The sequence below is a fragment of the Agrobacterium sp. SOY23 genome, assembly GCF_027212525.1.
GTDB classification, from domain to species: domain Bacteria; phylum Pseudomonadota; class Alphaproteobacteria; order Rhizobiales; family Rhizobiaceae; genus Agrobacterium; species Agrobacterium tumefaciens_I.
On record NZ_JAPWDT010000002.1, the window covers coordinates 444436 to 460587 of the forward strand.

General features: G+C 55.8%; 15 protein-coding genes, 1 tRNA gene and 2 pseudogenes. 8 read left to right on the plus strand and 10 right to left on the minus strand.

Features of this window, described 5'->3' with window-relative positions:
• Positions 1 to 104: 104 nt before the first annotated feature.
• The 3 genes from O3S81_RS07355 to O3S81_RS07365 all read right to left on the minus strand — a co-directional run bounded on the left by O3S81_RS07355 (position 105) and on the right by O3S81_RS07365 (position 2322).
• Entirely contained in the window at positions 105 to 545 is a 441-nt protein-coding gene (locus O3S81_RS07355; RefSeq protein ID WP_269341943.1) for a DUF2948 family protein, read from the minus strand.
• Positions 546 to 659: 114 nt separating this feature from the next.
• On the minus strand, positions 660 to 1952 hold the full coding sequence (gene murA, locus O3S81_RS07360) for a UDP-N-acetylglucosamine 1-carboxyvinyltransferase (protein WP_269341945.1): 1293 nt from the start codon (positions 1950 to 1952) through the stop codon (positions 660 to 662).
• Between the two features lie 103 nt (positions 1953 to 2055).
• Positions 2056 to 2322, minus strand: a complete 267-nt coding sequence (locus O3S81_RS07365) for a hypothetical protein (RefSeq protein WP_269341946.1) — start codon at positions 2320 to 2322, stop codon at positions 2056 to 2058.
• Between the two features lie 155 nt (positions 2323 to 2477).
• Between O3S81_RS07365 and O3S81_RS07370 the strand changes: the two genes are divergently transcribed.
• A tRNA-Thr gene (locus O3S81_RS07370) sits at positions 2478 to 2552 on the plus strand.
• 261 nt (positions 2553 to 2813) lie between these two features.
• On the opposite strand, the gene O3S81_RS07375 is transcribed toward O3S81_RS07370, so the two are convergent.
• Together O3S81_RS07375 and O3S81_RS07380 are read right to left on the minus strand one after the other, a co-directional pair.
• Positions 2814 to 3308: a DUF6998 domain-containing protein gene (locus tag O3S81_RS07375; RefSeq protein WP_269341947.1), complete on the minus strand. Its 495-nt coding sequence runs from the start codon at positions 3306 to 3308 to the stop codon at positions 2814 to 2816.
• 1 nt (position 3309) lies between these two features.
• Positions 3310 to 4098: a hypothetical protein gene (locus tag O3S81_RS07380; protein WP_269341948.1), complete on the minus strand. Its 789-nt coding sequence runs from the start codon at positions 4096 to 4098 to the stop codon at positions 3310 to 3312.
• Between the two features lie 239 nt (positions 4099 to 4337).
• Between O3S81_RS07380 and O3S81_RS07385 the strand changes: the two genes are divergently transcribed.
• The 3 genes and pseudogenes from O3S81_RS07385 to O3S81_RS26620 all read left to right on the plus strand — a co-directional run bounded on the left by O3S81_RS07385 (position 4338) and on the right by O3S81_RS26620 (position 7711).
• Positions 4338 to 5396, plus strand: a complete 1059-nt coding sequence (locus O3S81_RS07385; protein WP_269341949.1) for a hypothetical protein — start codon at positions 4338 to 4340, stop codon at positions 5394 to 5396.
• Between the two features lie 467 nt (positions 5397 to 5863).
• Positions 5864 to 6406: pseudogene (locus O3S81_RS26615) on the plus strand (flagellin N-terminal helical domain-containing protein); the annotation flags it as partial.
• An 813-nt stretch (positions 6407 to 7219) separates the two neighbouring features.
• Entirely contained in the window at positions 7220 to 7711 is a 492-nt protein-coding gene (locus O3S81_RS26620) for a flagellin (protein ID WP_442864894.1), read from the plus strand.
• Between the two features lie 54 nt (positions 7712 to 7765).
• On the opposite strand, the gene rpsU is transcribed toward O3S81_RS26620, so the two are convergent.
• Entirely contained in the window at positions 7766 to 7996 is a 231-nt protein-coding gene (gene rpsU, locus O3S81_RS07395) for a 30S ribosomal protein S21 (RefSeq protein WP_080826245.1), read from the minus strand.
• Between the two features lie 127 nt (positions 7997 to 8123).
• Positions 8124 to 8756 (minus strand): CatB-related O-acetyltransferase, encoded by a 633-nt coding sequence (locus tag O3S81_RS07400; RefSeq protein WP_269341951.1) that lies wholly within the window; start codon positions 8754 to 8756, stop codon positions 8124 to 8126.
• 209 nt (positions 8757 to 8965) lie between these two features.
• Here O3S81_RS07400 and O3S81_RS07405 point away from each other — a divergent pair, with 209 nt between their 5' ends.
• The 4 genes and pseudogenes from O3S81_RS07405 to O3S81_RS07420 all read left to right on the plus strand — a co-directional run bounded on the left by O3S81_RS07405 (position 8966) and on the right by O3S81_RS07420 (position 11701).
• Positions 8966 to 9604 (plus strand): hypothetical protein, encoded by a 639-nt coding sequence (locus O3S81_RS07405; RefSeq protein ID WP_269341952.1) that lies wholly within the window; start codon positions 8966 to 8968, stop codon positions 9602 to 9604.
• Positions 9605 to 9760: 156 nt separating this feature from the next.
• Positions 9761 to 10222 carry a hypothetical protein gene (locus O3S81_RS07410; RefSeq protein ID WP_269341953.1) on the plus strand — a complete coding sequence of 154 codons (462 nt, stop codon included), beginning with the start codon at positions 9761 to 9763 and terminating at the stop codon, positions 10220 to 10222.
• 242 nt (positions 10223 to 10464) lie between these two features.
• Positions 10465 to 10610 (plus strand): annotated as a pseudogene (locus O3S81_RS07415) (transposase); the annotation flags it as partial.
• A 284-nt stretch (positions 10611 to 10894) separates the two neighbouring features.
• Positions 10895 to 11701: an alpha/beta hydrolase gene (locus O3S81_RS07420; protein ID WP_269341955.1), complete on the plus strand. Its 807-nt coding sequence runs from the start codon at positions 10895 to 10897 to the stop codon at positions 11699 to 11701.
• An 88-nt stretch (positions 11702 to 11789) separates the two neighbouring features.
• Here O3S81_RS07420 and O3S81_RS07425 read toward each other — a convergent pair.
• The 3 genes from O3S81_RS07425 to O3S81_RS07435 form a co-directional block, all read right to left on the minus strand.
• Positions 11790 to 12979, minus strand: a protein-coding gene (locus tag O3S81_RS07425; protein WP_269341957.1) for an IS3 family transposase whose coding sequence is annotated in 2 segments (ribosomal slippage) — positions 11790 to 12730 and positions 12730 to 12979 — 1191 coding nt in all. Because the reading frame shifts where the segments join, the coding sequence is not laid out codon by codon here.
• A 200-nt stretch (positions 12980 to 13179) separates the two neighbouring features.
• Positions 13180 to 14511, minus strand: a complete 1332-nt coding sequence (locus O3S81_RS07430; RefSeq protein WP_269341959.1) for a flagellin N-terminal helical domain-containing protein — start codon at positions 14509 to 14511, stop codon at positions 13180 to 13182.
• A gap of 259 nt (positions 14512 to 14770) precedes the next feature.
• Complete coding sequence (locus tag O3S81_RS07435; protein WP_269341960.1) at positions 14771 to 15961, minus strand: flagellin N-terminal helical domain-containing protein; 1191 nt, start codon at positions 15959 to 15961, stop codon at positions 14771 to 14773.
• Positions 15962 to 16152: the final 191 nt, after the last annotated feature.

Genomic DNA, 16152 nt, shown 5'->3' on the forward strand with positions numbered 1-16152 from the left:
CGATCCCGCGAGGTGCACGAACTTGCCGCAGAGAATTGCAGCTCTGGTAAGTGGCATAAATCGAAACGGCAAGGAAAGGCAACCGTTGCGAAGGCTCGCAACGGTTATTCGCCGTCGGGATGATGCGGTTTGGTCGTGGTTTCCCAGGCGCCGCTCACATCGGTCAGCTGCGCCTCGATGCATTCGACATCAAGCGCGATGGTGCCGCCACCCGAAAGCGCCAGCTCGACGAGGCCATCAGGGCCTTCGCCATTCGGTGTGAAGCGCATCGCCAGAAGCGAAAGCACCTGCTCCCTGTCCGTCAGATTGATTGATTGCGAACGAACGGCGGAGACGCGTTTCAAGAAAACCACACTGCGGCAGCGCTCCGGCGGCAGGTTCTTCTTATCGGCGCTTTCCCAGACGAAACGATTGGCAGACAGCGTGAACTGGCCGTGCTTCGGCTCGAAGGCAACGTCCTTCAGCTTGAAGACGCTGTCCTGCATATGCGTCGAAATGACGGAGAGATCTTCGGTATCCAGCGCCAGCAATTTCAGGCCGCTCATTGTTTTCTTCCTTCTTCTGCGGTGCGGACCGCTATTTCCATGACTTACACTGGAAATAGGCAGTCCGGGCCCACTCTGCAACGGGTAGAAAACGGATGAGCGGCGATGAAAAGATCAATCGCTGACGCGTTCGACCAGTGCGCCACAGCGGGTGAGCTTTTCTTCGAGGCGTTCGAAGCCGCGATCAAGGTGATAGACGCGCGAAACCATGGTCTCGCCTTCCGCCACCAGGCCGGCAATGACCAGCGACACGGAAGCGCGCAGATCGGTTGCCATGACCGGTGCGCCCTTCAGGCGGGAAACGCCTTCGATGCGGGCCATCTGGCCGGAGAGCGAAATCTTCGCGCCGAGACGGGCAAGTTCCTGCACATGCATGAAGCGGTTTTCGAAGATGGTCTCGGTAATGTGCGAGACACCCTGCGAACGGGTCATCAGCGCCATGAACTGTGCCTGAAGATCGGTGGGGAAGCCGGGGAAGGGCTCCGTGACGATATCGACCGGCTGGATACCATTGCCGTTGCGCACGACGCGCAGGCCGGTTTCCGTTTCGCTGATTGTCGCACCGGCAAGGCGCAGCGTGTCGAGCGCATTGTCGAGCAGCGATGCGCTCGTGCCTTCCAGCACCACGTCGCCGCCGGCCATGGCGACAGCCATGGCATAGGTGCCGGTTTCGATACGGTCCGGCAGAACCCGGTGGCGCGCGCCGGAAAGCGAGGTGACGCCTTCGATGGTGATGGTGGAGGTGCCGGCGCCTTCGATCTTCGCGCCCATGGCGATCAGGCAGTGCGCCAGATCGACCACTTCCGGCTCACGGGCGGCGTTGTGGATGACGGTGGTGCCGCGCGCAAGGCTTGCGGCCATCAGCATCACATGCGTCGCGCCGACGGAGACTTTCGGGAAGGTGTAGACGGCGCCGATCAGGCCGCCCTTGGGGGCCGTGGCGTTGATGTAACCGCCGTCGATCTCCATCGTCGCGCCAAGCGCTTCAAGTCCCTCGATGAAGAGGTCGACCGGGCGTGTGCCGATGGCGCAGCCGCCGGGCAGGGAAACGCGGGCGCGACCCTCACGCGCCAGAAGCGGGCCGATGACCCAGAAGCTCGCGCGCATCTTCGAGACCAGCTCGTAAGGGGCTGTGGTGTCGACAATGGTGCGGCAGGTGAAATGCACGGTGCGGGAATAGGCCTCGGCCTGGCTTTCGCGGCGGCCATTGACGGAAATATCGACGCCATGATTGCCGAGGATACGGATGAGCTGCTCCACGTCTGCCAGATGCGGCACGTTTTCGAGCGTCAGCGTGTCGCTGGTCAGAAGCGATGCGATCATCAACGGCAGGGCGGCGTTTTTTGCGCCGGAGATGGGAATGATGCCGTTGAGCTTGTTGCCACCCGTAATTCTGATGCGATCCATGCGTCCCTACGGGCCTGTGCCCGCCTTTCTTTATCGTGCCTTGCGGAAATGCGCGTCCTTAGACGAATTTCCACGGCGTTTCAATTTTATGCTGATGAATTCTCTATGAGGATGATTCGTCCGTTTTTGCGGCAGGCAGGCCAATTGTCTCGTCCGCATCGCCTGCGCGGCGCGCACGAACCTGCTGTTTGCGCTTCAGGAGGTTTTCACGAAGCTTCTTCGCCGCCCGTGCCTTGCGCTCCGCCTCGCGCAGGCGCGCCTTTTCGCCGGGACCGGCCTGCATGTTACCGTTTGCCGCCACGGCCGACGTTTCTTGCGAAACGTCCACGGAAACCGCTGCCTTTGCCTGTTTGTCATGATGTTCGTTCATAGATTCAGCAATATCTGAAAAATGCATTTTTCAACAGGGGGCACGGTTTTTTGCTCCGTGTGATGAAGAATATCGTTTTGCGACTTGCGCTCGTCAAAAACCTATGGCAATAGGCCGCCACGCTTGATGCTGAAGCAAACGCTTCGGCACCGGATGCTGCTATAGCTCAGGGGTAGAGCACTCCCTTGGTAAGGGAGAGGCCGAGAGTTCAAATCTCTCTAGCAGCACCATCCTATACCCCGGAAAATACTCATTTTTTGAGCTTTAAGTGTCAGCGACTCTAAGGATTGTCTCTATAGAGCTACCTGTGTCTCTGACGACTCCACAGGTTTGTCTCTAATCAAAATTCAGGCTCATTTTGCGCGGTTTGGAGGCACTCCCTCAACAAGAGACAACATCGAGTTCCGAGTTTTAATGACGCAAGCCGGTTGGTGGTTGCTGTCGTAGAAATGCAATCAAAACGTTCTCAATTGGTTTGCCGGCGTTCTCTGCTAGGTGGCCAACGGACTGCCAAATATTCTCTTTAGTCGCATGTCATCGCTAACAACCGCGTCTGCTTGCCTGATCCTCGTCATCGGTATTGTCTTCTGGCCGACCCAGTTCTCTGGTAGCAATTTGATGACGGCGTCCTCGGGGCCGTTGTAGACGACTTCGCCTTTCAGATTTTCAAGATCGAAGACGAGAAACAGCAAATGGTCAGCGCGGGTGTCCACCATTCGAAAGGCGGGGCCGCGTCCTGTTCCTGTTGCCTTTACTTGCACAGATCGACCGTCCGGTGCGAGGCCGTCGATTCCGGTTCCGTTGCGCGGAGAGAGCTTCAGGCCGAAGAGTTCGGCGGCAACGGCTTCGCCGATGTCGCCTATCAGATTGCCGTCGAGGGTGAAGTCCAAGGCGGCCGACTTGTAGTGGTCCCGGAGGCAGTTGCGGGTCACGACCAAGTCAGTGATGACAGGAGGCAACACGAAAGTCTTGTCCGTGCTTGTCATCCTAAACGACAGCCCTCTCTTCGACCGCCACTACCGCTTCTATCTGATGGCCCGGTATGGGGCGTTTGAAGAGAAGGCAGGAATCGATGCCAACCCTCCTGTAGTGAGGCTTGCTGAGCATCCAAGCATATTCCTTTAGGAGGTCCCTGACCAAGTTGGGATATCGGTCGTTTTCTCGGGTGAATTCAATGGGGAAGAATGGATGCATGGCGTCGAGAGCCTCATCACCCGAGATAACGATTTTGATCACCCTTGGTTCGCCACGGGTCGTCAGCAACGGGACCAGGTCTCCGCGCCCCGCATACTCGAGCAATCGACGGTCAAATTCCGATCCGAGGAAAAGATAGTCGTAGCTCCCCGTAAGTTCCTTCAACGATATAGCGGCATGAACTTGACCTTCTCGGTATTGAAGGCTTCCCTTGCTAATCGAATGGCTGACAAACTCGTCTGTCAGCACATCATTTAGTTCCGGAAAAGCAGCCCTCAGCCACTCGACGCGATCGGCAACTGCCAGTGGCCGCATACCAGTCTCCTGAAGTCTCTCCGCCTCGTCGTCAGTCAGACGTGTTCCGTGGAAGATGCGGACACGGTTGTTCCTGATCCAGTTCAAGGTCGCGTCGATCACCTCCTCGATGTTCGTTGCCACCTCGAGGGCGTCCAAGGCTTCTTCCTTGTACTCAAAGCCCTGTTTCCTCAGGTTGGCTTTGATGTCTGATGGCACCAGTTCGCCAAGCGCGACGTCGAGGTGGGAAATCCAATCGTCATTGTCGAAATCGATGATCAGCGGCATGCACCCCCCTGCTTGAATTATGCGCGGCGACGAGCATCATGCCCTCTTCGTCTGGAAAAAGATCAGCAATGGTGGTCTTCGTTGCCATCTGGGCCGTGAATCGCTGTGAGTGCGAAAGGCTAGCCCGGTTCCATTGTCTCCGGAAGCCCTCTATCATCGAGAATGTCATTTCGTCAGCTTGCAGCTTCCGGTTATCGTGTGGCCCACTCGATTCGCTCGACAGGTCCAAGGGGTCGCCAATGAAGTATTTGTTCGACAGCATACAGCTTCTGCCGTTTGAAATGCGTGATCCCAAGACGCGGAAGGCTGTGTTCCGTGAAGCGGGCAAAAGTTATGCAAAATGGGAACGTGATTTGACCGACAGGCCAGGTACTATCGCTCGACTGCTGGAAATGGCGTTCAGTGCTGGGGTGGCACATGCTGGCGAGACCCCGATGACAGACATCGACACAGCGCTTGTCGTTGCAAGGATGCACGATATTGACGTGCCCTCGCTTTCGAGAGAGGTCTTGGAGGACTTCCGCGGATACCGAGTAGGCTCTAAATCGAGCGGCGTGCCACCTGAACTCGAAAACTATGCTTTAGCGCGTGAATCTGGATCGGGCGTTCCGGGGCGTAAGCGGCGGGACCGTTGGCTGGAGTGCGGTTCAAAATCGGACCGGTCTTATTCGACGAAAGCGATCGGCCCCTTAGTGAAGCTCGGATTGTTCGAAGAAACCGCCTTGGAGTTTTCCGACGGGACCACAGCGGACGGTCTCGTTATCACTGAATGGGGGGTCGAACTGTTGTTGACGGGAGCGACCACAAAACCCGAACACAGGAAAAATGGAAGATCATCGACATACCCGACATATCTGGCCCTAAGCGAACATCGGCCGATACCTCGAACGGACGGGGCTATTACCGTGTGGGAGCTGGATTCTCACGTTGCCGCCTTTGTCATCGATCATAGAGTCAACGGGATCGGACGGCCTGAACGGCTCGAAGGTGGCGCATGCGCAGAGGATATGGCCTATTTTCTGGAGGCCTTCGAGTATCCGGGCGCTCCTACGCCGATCGAGATTTGGAGGCTGTTTCGACCCAATCCGGCGATTAAAACGCACATGTTTGACAGGCTGGTGAAAGAACTTCTGGATGAAGGCATCTTGTTGGCCGAAGACGAGGAACAACTGTTCATTTCGGAATGGGGATATGAGTTGATCCGTAACGGCGAGACGGCGGCCCCCGATAAGAGAGTCGACGGGGCCTCTTCGACGTACCGGGAATACCAAGCGATCCTCACGAGGCATGCCAGATAGAAGGGCATCGAAGGCTGAACTGCCTCCCTAGTCAGGGCCCCGGTGTAAATGCTTGGCGATGGTAATCTTGCGCTGATCGCGAGAGGCTAGCCCTGGAACTGGACCAGATCGTCGACTTGGTGTCCACTGGCTGGATCACGATTTTGAAAGGCACTAATTTCATGCATTCCAATCGCACTAATTTCATGTCTGATGCTTTGTATTAAGTGTGATATCGCCCGATCGGCCACTTTTATGCTCATTCGGTTCCGATACTCCTATCCGATGCTGAGATCGGCATAGTGCGCGGCATTTGGTGATTAATAACGAAAAACAGAACGCGTATTATCCGAATTTTTCGCCTCGACAGGGTAAATCTACCCTTCGATTTTTCCACCCTGTTTAACATAGTCGAACCATGATGACGGAGCCGCAACGTGTCGGCGTCGGCTCATGAGGATGCCAGTAACACCTGATAGACGGCATCCATGACCAGCATATTGACCAATCACGCCGCCATGTCGGCGCTACAAACCCTGCGGTCGATATCCAGCGGACTGCAAAAGACCCAGAGTGAGGTTTCATCAGGGCTGCGGATCGCAACAGCCGCCGACAACGCAGCATATTGGTCGATCTCCACCACGATGCGCTCCGACAAGAGGGCAATCTCCGCCGTTCAGGATGCACTCGGGCTTGGGGCGGCCAAAGTCGACACGGCCTACGCAGGCATGGAAGCTGTCATTGATGTTTTGGTCCAGTTCACGGCTAAACTCGTCGCCGCCAAAGAAGATGGTGTCGACAAGTCGAAAATCCAATCCGAACTGGACCAACTGAAGGAACAGGTTCTTAGCATTGCCGCGTCAGCCAGCTTCAGCGGTCAAAATTGGCTGAACACCGATATCACTGACATCTACGACAGTGCGGTAAACAGATCATCGGTCGTTTCTTCCCTTGTACGCGCCTCGTCAGGCGTTGCCGTCAAGACAATGGATATCGATCTTTCGAGAATATCGCTCTTCAACAGCACGGGTGGCGGCCTTCTTCAGGCGGACGCGCGCGACATCAAGACGATCGGCGGCATCCGATCCCTCGTTTCCGTCTCCGGTCCATCGAATATCGGTGGTGACTATACCCAATACGAGGGCATCGACGGGTCTTCGGGCTACATGCTCCCCGAATGGAATTCCGGAAACGCAGGCAGGGTTTCGCTGCAATTCCCGGATGGAACACCTCTCGATTTCAACACGCCCGGCGCGGAGATCAGTTTCACCATAACCCTGGACCGGGAAGCATCGAACCCCGACGGATACAGCGGCGTTATCGGTGAAAACCAGGAGCTTCCAGGGCCTTATTATGATGGGTACACAACAACCGTTACGATCACCAAGGCCGATATCGATGCCTATAACCCCGGGCTAGGTGGTGTCATCTCGACGAATACCCAGTTCGCTGAGGTTTTGAACGCGAAGCTCTATTCGCACGGAGCCTCCGTAGCTGGAAATTACATCAACGCTTCAACGGGCCTCCATAACCCCACATTGATAACCATCACGACGCGTCAGCAACACGGATACGGCTCCCACGTGGAAATCTCCGCTGTCACCAGCAGCGGAGTAAGCACCGGCGGGCTGAAGACGGACGCCGATTTCGGCTATCGCGGATCAGGACTGGCACTGAACTTCAAGCCGTTCATCGTCCACATGGACGGCAAGGACACGGACGGCATCGATGTGAGCTTCACATTTTCCGTCAACGGCGCTTCTCCACAGGCATATTCCTTCGACCGTGCTTATGTGAACGAAGTTCTGAACCGGGACGACGGCAAGGTTGAAACGAGTGACGACATGGCAACCTTGCTACACTCGCTGCTCGATGACGATTGGCCAGACCTCGTCATAGAGGCTTCCGCAGGCTACGTTGTGATCAAGCCCAACCCGGATGTCGATCGCCAATGGGGGAGTGGTACGCGGATCGCATTCAGCAACATCCGGGTCAGCAACGAACCGCGATCCACCCTGAATTTCCTCGATATAGACATTGCGCAGAACCCCGAGCAGCTCGACACCTATATCACCTATCTGGAAACGGTGACGGCCAACATCATCGATGGCGCGGCGATGCTCGGAGCCGTGCAGACCCGGATAGACCTGCAAAGTGAATTTGCCTCCCGGTTGCCGAATTCGATCGACAAAGGCATCGGACGTCTCGTTGACGCCGACATGGACGAGGCATCCACCAGGCTCAAGGCATTGCAGGCACAGCAGCAACTCGCCAGCAACGCTTTGCAGATCGCCAACTCGGAGCCGCAGGTGATAATGACGTTATTTCGTCAATAAGAACTGACGGCTTCAAAAAGACGATTTACTGACCAGCGCAACACAGCAGCGTGGTCACTTGCCTTTTCTGGGTTTCGACGGAAGAAGGCCTTCACGCTGCATCTGCTTCCGCGCGAGCTTCCTCTGACGGCCAACCGCTTCAGCCTTCTCCCGCGCCTTCTTGATTGATGGCTTCTCAAAAGCCTCACGAAGCCGCATTTCGCGGAAAACGCCCTCGCGCTGGAGCTTTTTCTTGAGAATGCGCAGTGCCTGATCGACGTTGTTATCGCGTACTAAAACCTGCATATGGGCCTCTTGAGGTCGTAAAAAATGGTGCGCCACCATACGCAATTTGACGTCGAATCCAAGATTGCCCATCTCGTTGTGACGGTTTTTTCAGAGGGTCAGGTACAGGAATGCCGAACACTGGCCGTCAAGCCCGTCTGAGCGCGGCTATGTCGCCGCTGCTGAGCGCAGCCAGATTGGCTTCGATTTTCTCTATCGGCCAGTCCCACCAAGCGAGATGAAGCAATTCGCTGATGACTTCACTCGAATAACGCATTCTGATGATAGATGCTGGATTTCCGCCGACAACTGCGTAGGGCGGTACGTCCCGGGTGACGACTGAAGCGGCAGCGACAATCGCGCCCGCGCCTATGTGAACGCCGGGCATGATTGCTGCGTTTTGGCCAATCCATACATCGTGGTTCACAATCGTGTCCTTGACGGGCAGGTCTTTGTAACCAAAGGTCTCTGGCTTGAAGATGCGAAACGGGTAGGTGGTGAAGCCAGTCATTGGATGGTTCGCCGAACTGGTAATGAAATAGCTTCCTCTCGCTATCTGCACGAACTTGCCGATCACCAGTCGTTCGCGGACGCCATGACCGAGATAAGGTGCCAGGATCAGGGCCGTGTCTTCGGGCTTTCCAGCATGCGTGTAATAGCTGAAATCACCAATCTCCATGCGCGGATGATCTATGACGTTCTTCAGATACACCGTCTCCCGATAAACAGTTCCGTCGGGCAGCGTAATCGGATGGATGGCATTTGCCTCGAGAAGAGCCATACAGAACCTTTCGAATGCCAGCCGACCAAGGCGGCACCCTATTAAACCTCGCGGGTGAACTTGTCGCTGTCAGGTTATTTTCCCCCGACCGAGAAATCCATCACGGGTTGCATATCGCTCCAATGAATAGTTTTGATGGCTACCGTCGAAGGTGAGCACATCTGCCTACTACGACGTCTCCGTTAGGGCGCTTTCGTGCAAGCAAGCACATGAAAGTCGCCATGTGTTGCCCGGTGACGATGGGGTCAGGCGATGACGATGATAGTTTGACGACCGCTGAACTGATGGGGTCATCATCTTCTGTCATACTTCTGCCTTGGAAGATCGTTCATGCCATGCCACAAACCCGGAAAGCTCAAGGCTTGACCACAAAAAAGGATAGCAAGATGTCCGAGCGAATCCAGCGACTACTTAATAAACCTGATGGCGGTTTAGTTAACGCGCTAGAAGGGCTGATTAGTCAAGTTGTTACCGACATTGACGAAGGACGCGACACCGCAGCGCAAATAGATGATATTAACAAACTCTCAGGCGGGCAAGATTTCGTCTCCGGGACATTCTTCAAGCTCTACAGTTGGACAAGCGAACGGGAGTTTGCGGAGTTGGCAGCAATGGGACCGCCCCCGCACGTCGTCGACATGGATCAGTCCGATGTAGTCCAGTGTTTATACATTATCAGAAGTGCAGAAGAGCCGTTGGCGAGCTTTTGCCTCAGTATTTTGCAGCGTAGCCTGCCGAACGTGCCAATAACGGACATTATATTTGATCGCGAGGACGACCCGGACGAGGCCGAGCTTGCCGAAGAAATTTTGTCGAAAGCCGCGACTCCGAACATTATTTGTCTGTAAGCGACGCTCCGCCGCCTCCCGGAGTGACCTTTCCACCTGACCTTGCCCTAATACTGATGCCATCGGGGCTGTAGCGATCGGCGTATCCGCTTCGCCGCCTTGCTGAGGTTAAGTGGCCAAGAAATTGACTAAAATGGAACAATAAGGAGATTCTAGTTGGCTACCTCAGACTATCACCTTATGCCGCCACCTCCGGCAGGCCGCGGCCGCGACCTCTGGCTTCAACACGCGGCTGGTCTCATTCTTTTCGAAGATGTGCGCGGGTATGCCCGCGAACGTGTCGATAGAGGGCTTGATGAAGCCGCTCTCCAAGCCTCGTTCAAGGCTATTGATGATGTGTTGTACGGCTTGATGATGGTAATGGATGGTGTCACTGGCCAGCTCACTAATGGTTCAGAGACAGTCCGCCTTACGGTGAACGCGGAACTGGAGTTGAAAGGAGCGCTCATACAAGCGTTGAACCTTCGAGATGAGGGAGATGGAATGTGTATGGGGTTTCACGGCTGGCTCGAAGGAGACTACGGAGAGCCGTTGCCTGCTGCTCCCGCGAGGCGACGCATCGCAGAGGGCGAAGCGAACGAGGCCAGCCAACAGTCACTTAGTGAGAGAAACATATGAGCGAAAGCCAAAACGACTCGTGGTGAAGGCCCTGCGTGTGATTAGGCATGGAATAAGGACCCCGCATTTGGGGTGACCGGCATCAAAATGGGGCTGACGCAATCTCGATGATATCAGGGCGCGCCCACGATACATGCCTCAAGCAAATCGAGCTTCCCGCGACCATACATCTGACACCTGATGAGTTTCAGCTTCGTGATCTGGCCTCTGTCTGGCCGTTCGACCATATTGCCATAACCACTCGTTTCATGAGTGTTCCGGGCGTTGGATATGTCACGGCCGTGAGCTTCAAGGCTGCAGTCGATGACCCAGCGCGATTTAAGAGCTCGCGAATTGTGGGAGCTCACTTCGATTAACACCGCGACGCTTGCAATCTGGTGAAAAAGATACCTGCGTCAACACTCCCCAAAACAGGACCGCAAGGCCAATTTTTCTCTGAGATTCGACGCTGGATAGGTCGCCTGCGTGCCTACTCCAACAAGAGGCTTTTCTTGGTGGCCTGTTCGGCAGTCCTCGAAAACCCGGTCAACTCCGTTGGATGACGACGCCTGATGCACAACATCTCGTCCATCAACGATGGGTGTCTTAGACAAGAAATCAAGTGCGCCATATTTTGCCGAGTTGCGGTATCTTCTCGTCGATTCCGTGCAAGAATACCGAGAGATAAACGTGATGACGTCAGAGAAAACTGTTTCATTCAAATCTGGCGGGCAGACGATTATGGGAACCATACGTCATGCTAAAGCCTCTGAAAACCCGACGTTTTTGCTGCTCCATGGATTTGCAGGCACGCGGAATGAACTTGTGATTCCATCACTCGGTATCGGGATTTTTGAATACGTTGCCGCCGCGTTGGCTGATCTGGGCCACTCTTCCCTGCGAATTGACTTTCGCGGCTCGGGCGACAGTGATGGTTCCACCGAAGAGATGAGCTACTCAACACAGATTGACGACTGCTTGGCCGCCATGGATTTCATCGCCGCTCAACCGAGTCTGGGAAATGGCAAGATTGTCTTACTTGGTTGGAGCCAAGGCGGACTGGTCGCGGCGGCGGCTGCGGGCCGAACCAATCGCCCATCAGGGGTGGCACTGTGGGCCGCTGTGGGAGAACCCCATATTTCTTTCCCCGGCTTGATCGGTCAAGATGCCTATTTGCGAGGTCTGGACAGCAAGGGGCCAACGAAATTGACGTTGCCTTGGGGAGCATCCATCACCCTTGGACCACAATTCTTCTTGGAGGTTGCAAGTTTTGCTCCCGTGCCTGAACTATCCCGGTACGTCGGCCCCGCTTTTATTGCAGAGGGCACCCTTGATGACGCAATACCTCGCGGGACCGCGAAAAAATTCGCCGCAGCTCATGCTGGAGAGAACATTGTCTGGGAGGCCGCCATGGACCATGTGTTCAACACGGCCTCCGGCGTAGAAACCTTGAATAGCTTAATCGGCGCTACAGTCCGGTATTTAAGAAATCATGTGTAATCTCATCGCCACCTTCATCACAAAAATGACTGAGTAAATACTGCCTTTCGCGCGGAAACGGCAGCTCTTGTGACCTTGCCCCCAAGTTTTATCCAGTTTTGAGTTTGCTCCAGCGGTTTTGGGTTGCTGTATTTAGGGCGGTAGCGGCGGGTTGCGGTGCGGAGCCATTCCGGCTGCGCAGCACCGCATCACGTCGCGGGTTGATGGTCTGAGCGAACTCGGCCGGTGTCAGCCAGCCGAGGCCGGAATGCGGTCGATGATCGTTGTAATCGCTGCGCCAGTTTGAAAGTGCCGATCGGGCATGGGGCAGTGACGAGAAGAGCGTTTCATTCAGGAATTCGTCTCGTAGCCGCCCATTGAAGCTTTCGATGAAGGCGTTTTGGATCGGCTTGCCAGGCGCGATGTAGTGCCATTCCACCTTGGCCCGATCCGCCCATTGCAGGATCGCGTTGCTGGTGAACTCGCTGCCATTGTCACTGACGATCATCTTCGGCCTGCCTCGTCCCTCGATAATCCGGTCCAGCTCACGGGCAACCCGCAGGCCGGAAAGAGACGTATCGGCGACGAGTGCCAGGCACTCCCTGGTGCAATCGTCGACGATCGTCAGCACCCGGAACCTGCGACCATCGGTCAGTTGATCCGACACGAAGTCCAACGACCAGCGATCATTGGCGGCAAGCGGGATCAGCATCGGTGCTCGTGTGCCTATCGCTCGCTTGCGGCCGCCGCGCTTGCGCACGGTCAGCTTCTCCTCCCGATAGAGCCGGAAGAGCCGCTTGTGGTTCACAAGGTGACCCTCGCGCCTGAGCAGCACATGAAGACGCCGATATCCAAAGCGGCGGCGTTCATGCGCCAGCGCCTTCATCCGCTCGCGAAGGTCATAGTCATCGATGCGTCTGGTTTCGTAACGGATCGTCATTCGGCAAAAGCCGATGGCTTTACACGCCCGCCGTTCGCTCATCTCGTGGTGACCCATCAAATGCGCGACAGCTTTCCGCCTTGCTGCGGGCGTCACCACTTCTTTCCCAAAAGGTCTTTCAAAGCAGCATTGTCGAGCATCGCGTCCGCCAAAAGCCGCTTCAGCTTGGTGTTCTCGTCTTCAAGCGTCTTCAGCCGCTTGGCTTCGGATACATCCATGCCGCCGAACTTCGCCTTCCATTTATAGATGCTGGCATCGCTGACCCCGTGCTTGCGGCAAAGCTCTGAGACCGGCGTGCCAGCCTCATGCTCCTTCAGAATGCCAATGATCTGTTCGTCCGTGAAACGGTTACGCTTCATTCTCTGGTCCTCTCAATGGGACAGAGCTTACTTCAAAATGGATTATTTTAACGGGGCAAGGTCAGCGACGTGATCATGCGCGCACCATGCCGACGGCAGCAAATGTGGAAAACCGCGCCTCTTGCGAAGCGCGGTTTCCTGTCCGAATATTCTGTTGCTGCCAGAGCGGGACGAAACCGCCCGTAGCCATCGGGCGCCGCTTACTGACGGAATAGCGACAGGATATTTTCGGAGCTGGTATTGGCGATGGAGAGCGACTGGATCGCCAGCTGCTGCTGCGTCTGGAGAGCCTTGAGCCTTGTGGATTCTTCATTCATGTCCGCATCAACGAGACGGCCGATGCCGCTGTCGATGGAGTCGGTCAACTTCGAAATGAAGTCTTCCTGCAGATCGAGGCGCATCTTGATGGAACCGAGATCGGCGCTCGCGCTGATAACCGATTCCAGTTGGGTGTTAACAAACTGGATCATGTTGTCGAGGCCGTCATTGTCGGTCAGCGCTTGACCGTTGGCATCCGTCAGTCCGCTGAGGTGTTTGGTGATGTCGAGGTCGATCAGCGAATAGTTGAGCTTCTGGGCCATCTGCGAATCGGCGGCAGCTGTTTCGAGATAGATTTCGTTGTTGGACGAGCCACCCGTACCGATTGCGGTTACAGTGGTGCCGGCAGCGGGGGCAGTGTTGTTTGCCTTGACATACAGGGCTTCACCGGCGGAGTTTTCACCGATCTTGAAGTAGGTGCCGTTATCTTCTGTTGCTGTTGCTGCAGCGACGGTAACAAGACCGGTCGTTGCATCCACAGTCGAAACCGTGGTTGTCGTGCCCGACGGGAAAGCCAGCATTTGGGCTTCGGTAAACACCTTTGCGGTATGAAGTGTGGTTGTGGATACGCCGGCAGTTGTCGTGGTGATCGTGAACTGCTTCAGAGCGCCGGTGTCGGAATAATAAGCGGCACTGTCGAGAATGCCATTTTTCGTCGTACCCGTCGTCGTGTCGAAAAGCGCGGTCTTGTTGTCGACCTGAATATCGATGGTCTTGACCGCGACATTGCCTGCGCTATCGCGGATAAAGGAACCTACAACCTGCTTGGTGATCGGCGTCAGATTGCCGGTGGCGTCGCTGATCTTGCCCTTCAGCCAGTTCTCGCCGGAGAAGGAAGCGGATTCGCCGATGCTCTTCAGCTGATCCTGAAGCTGGCTGATTTCTTCCTGGATTTTTGCCTTGTCGACACCGGCTTCGCGAGCCGCAACCAGCTTCTTGCTGATTTCCTTGACGACATCGACCGTGGTTTCCATGGCGGAATAGGCAGTGTCAACCTTTGCGGCGCCGAGGCCGAGGGCGTCCTGTACGGCGGAAAGCGCACCATTGTCAGAGCGCATGGTGGTCGCGATCGACCAGTAGGCGGCATTGTCGGAGGCCGTCTTGACGCGCAGGCCGGAGGAGACCCGCGACTGCGTTTCTTCCATGCTGCTGCCGATGGCGCGAAGGGTCTGCAGGGCGGCCATTGCCGCGACGTTCGTCAAAATGCTGGTCATAATTATTTGCCCCTTGATTGGCTGAAATGAAAAGGGACATTCCGGATTGTCACCGGGAACGATCGCGCGGCTTGATGCCTGTTAACCTCTTTTTCGTCTTGGTTAACCAATCGTTTCGATGACAGGGTTTTAGGCGGCGAATGGTTAACAAAGCCTAAATCAATGAAGGGAAAAATTAAGGAACGATAATTTTTCTTAACAATAACGGAAAAAGCCGCGCTGGGAGCGCGGCTTTTCAGTCTTGAACGGTCTCTTCGGATTAACGGAAGAGCGACAGGATGTTCTGCGAGTCGCTGTTTGCGATGGAGAGCGACTGGATCGCCAGCTGCTGCTGCGTCTGCAGAGCCTTCAGCTTGGTGGATTCTTCGTTCATCTCGGCGTCGACGAGGCGGCCGATACCGCTGTCGATCGAGTCGGACAGCTTGGAAACGAAGTTTTCCTGCAGCTTAAGGCGAGAGGACACAGCACCCAGGCCTGCGGCTGAGCTTGTTGCTGCTTCGAGCTGGCCATCAACATGCGAGATCAGCTGGTCGAGAACGTCTTCGTTGCTTGCGGTCGCAGCCAGGCCGAAGGCGGTCTTCATGGTGTCGAGCTTGGTGATGTCCAGGCTGACAACCGAGGTGCCAGAAGCATAGACGGTTGCGATCGTCGTCAGTGCGGCAGGAACGGCAGCGTCAAGCGTTGCGCCAGTGGCGTCGGTTGTCTGCAGCCACTTGTTTTCGCCGACCTGCTTGTAGAAGTCCGTGCCGTCGCTCCAGACGCCGTTTGCGCCTTCCGAGAAAGTGTTGGCCAGCGTGGTCGTTGCGGTGCGGAAAGTGCCGTCGCTCCATTTTGCGACGTCGGCGCGCAGCGCGTCGGCATCGAGAATGCCCTGCTTGTTGCCGCTGACATCGACGAGAACGTTCGAACCGTCCAGAGCGATATCGATGGACTGAACCTTGACGTTGCCGTCAGAGCTGCGGGTGAAGGAACCGACGATCTGCTTGTTGATGGTAACGCCGGTTGCGAGGTCGCCAGCCGTTGCTGCGGCTTTGCCGATAACGCCCTTGAGCCAGTTTTCACCGGAGAAGGAAGCCGAGTCGGTGATGGACTTCAGCTGGTCCTGAAGCTGCGTGATTTCTTCCTGGATCTTGGCGCGGTCTACGCCTGCTTCGCGCGAAGCAACCAGCTTGTTCTTGATTTCCTTGACGACGTCGATCGAGGACTCGAGGCCGGCATAAGCGGTGTCAACCTTTGCGGCGCCGAGGCCGAGAGCGTCCTGAACTGCGGAAAGAGCGCCGTTGTCGGAACGCATGGTGGTCGCAATCGACCAGTAAGCGGCGTTGTCGGAAGCCTCGCCGACGCGGAGGCCGGAGGAAACGCGGTCCTGAGTGGCTTCCATGTTCTGGCCGATGGAACGCAGCGTCTGGAGAGCAGACATAGCCGCGATGTTGGTAAGAATGCTAGTCATGATAGATGTGCCCCTTGAATGGCTGATTAAAGAAGGGACATTCCGGTCTCACCGGGAACGGCGCACAGCGTCATGCCTGCTAACCGGCTGATTTTTAAATGGTTAGCTCACCGTTCGATGGCCTTAGCTAATCCCGCTTTGGTTAATGAAGCCCTAAGCTGAGGGTAAAAATGCACATCTTTTGATTTAAT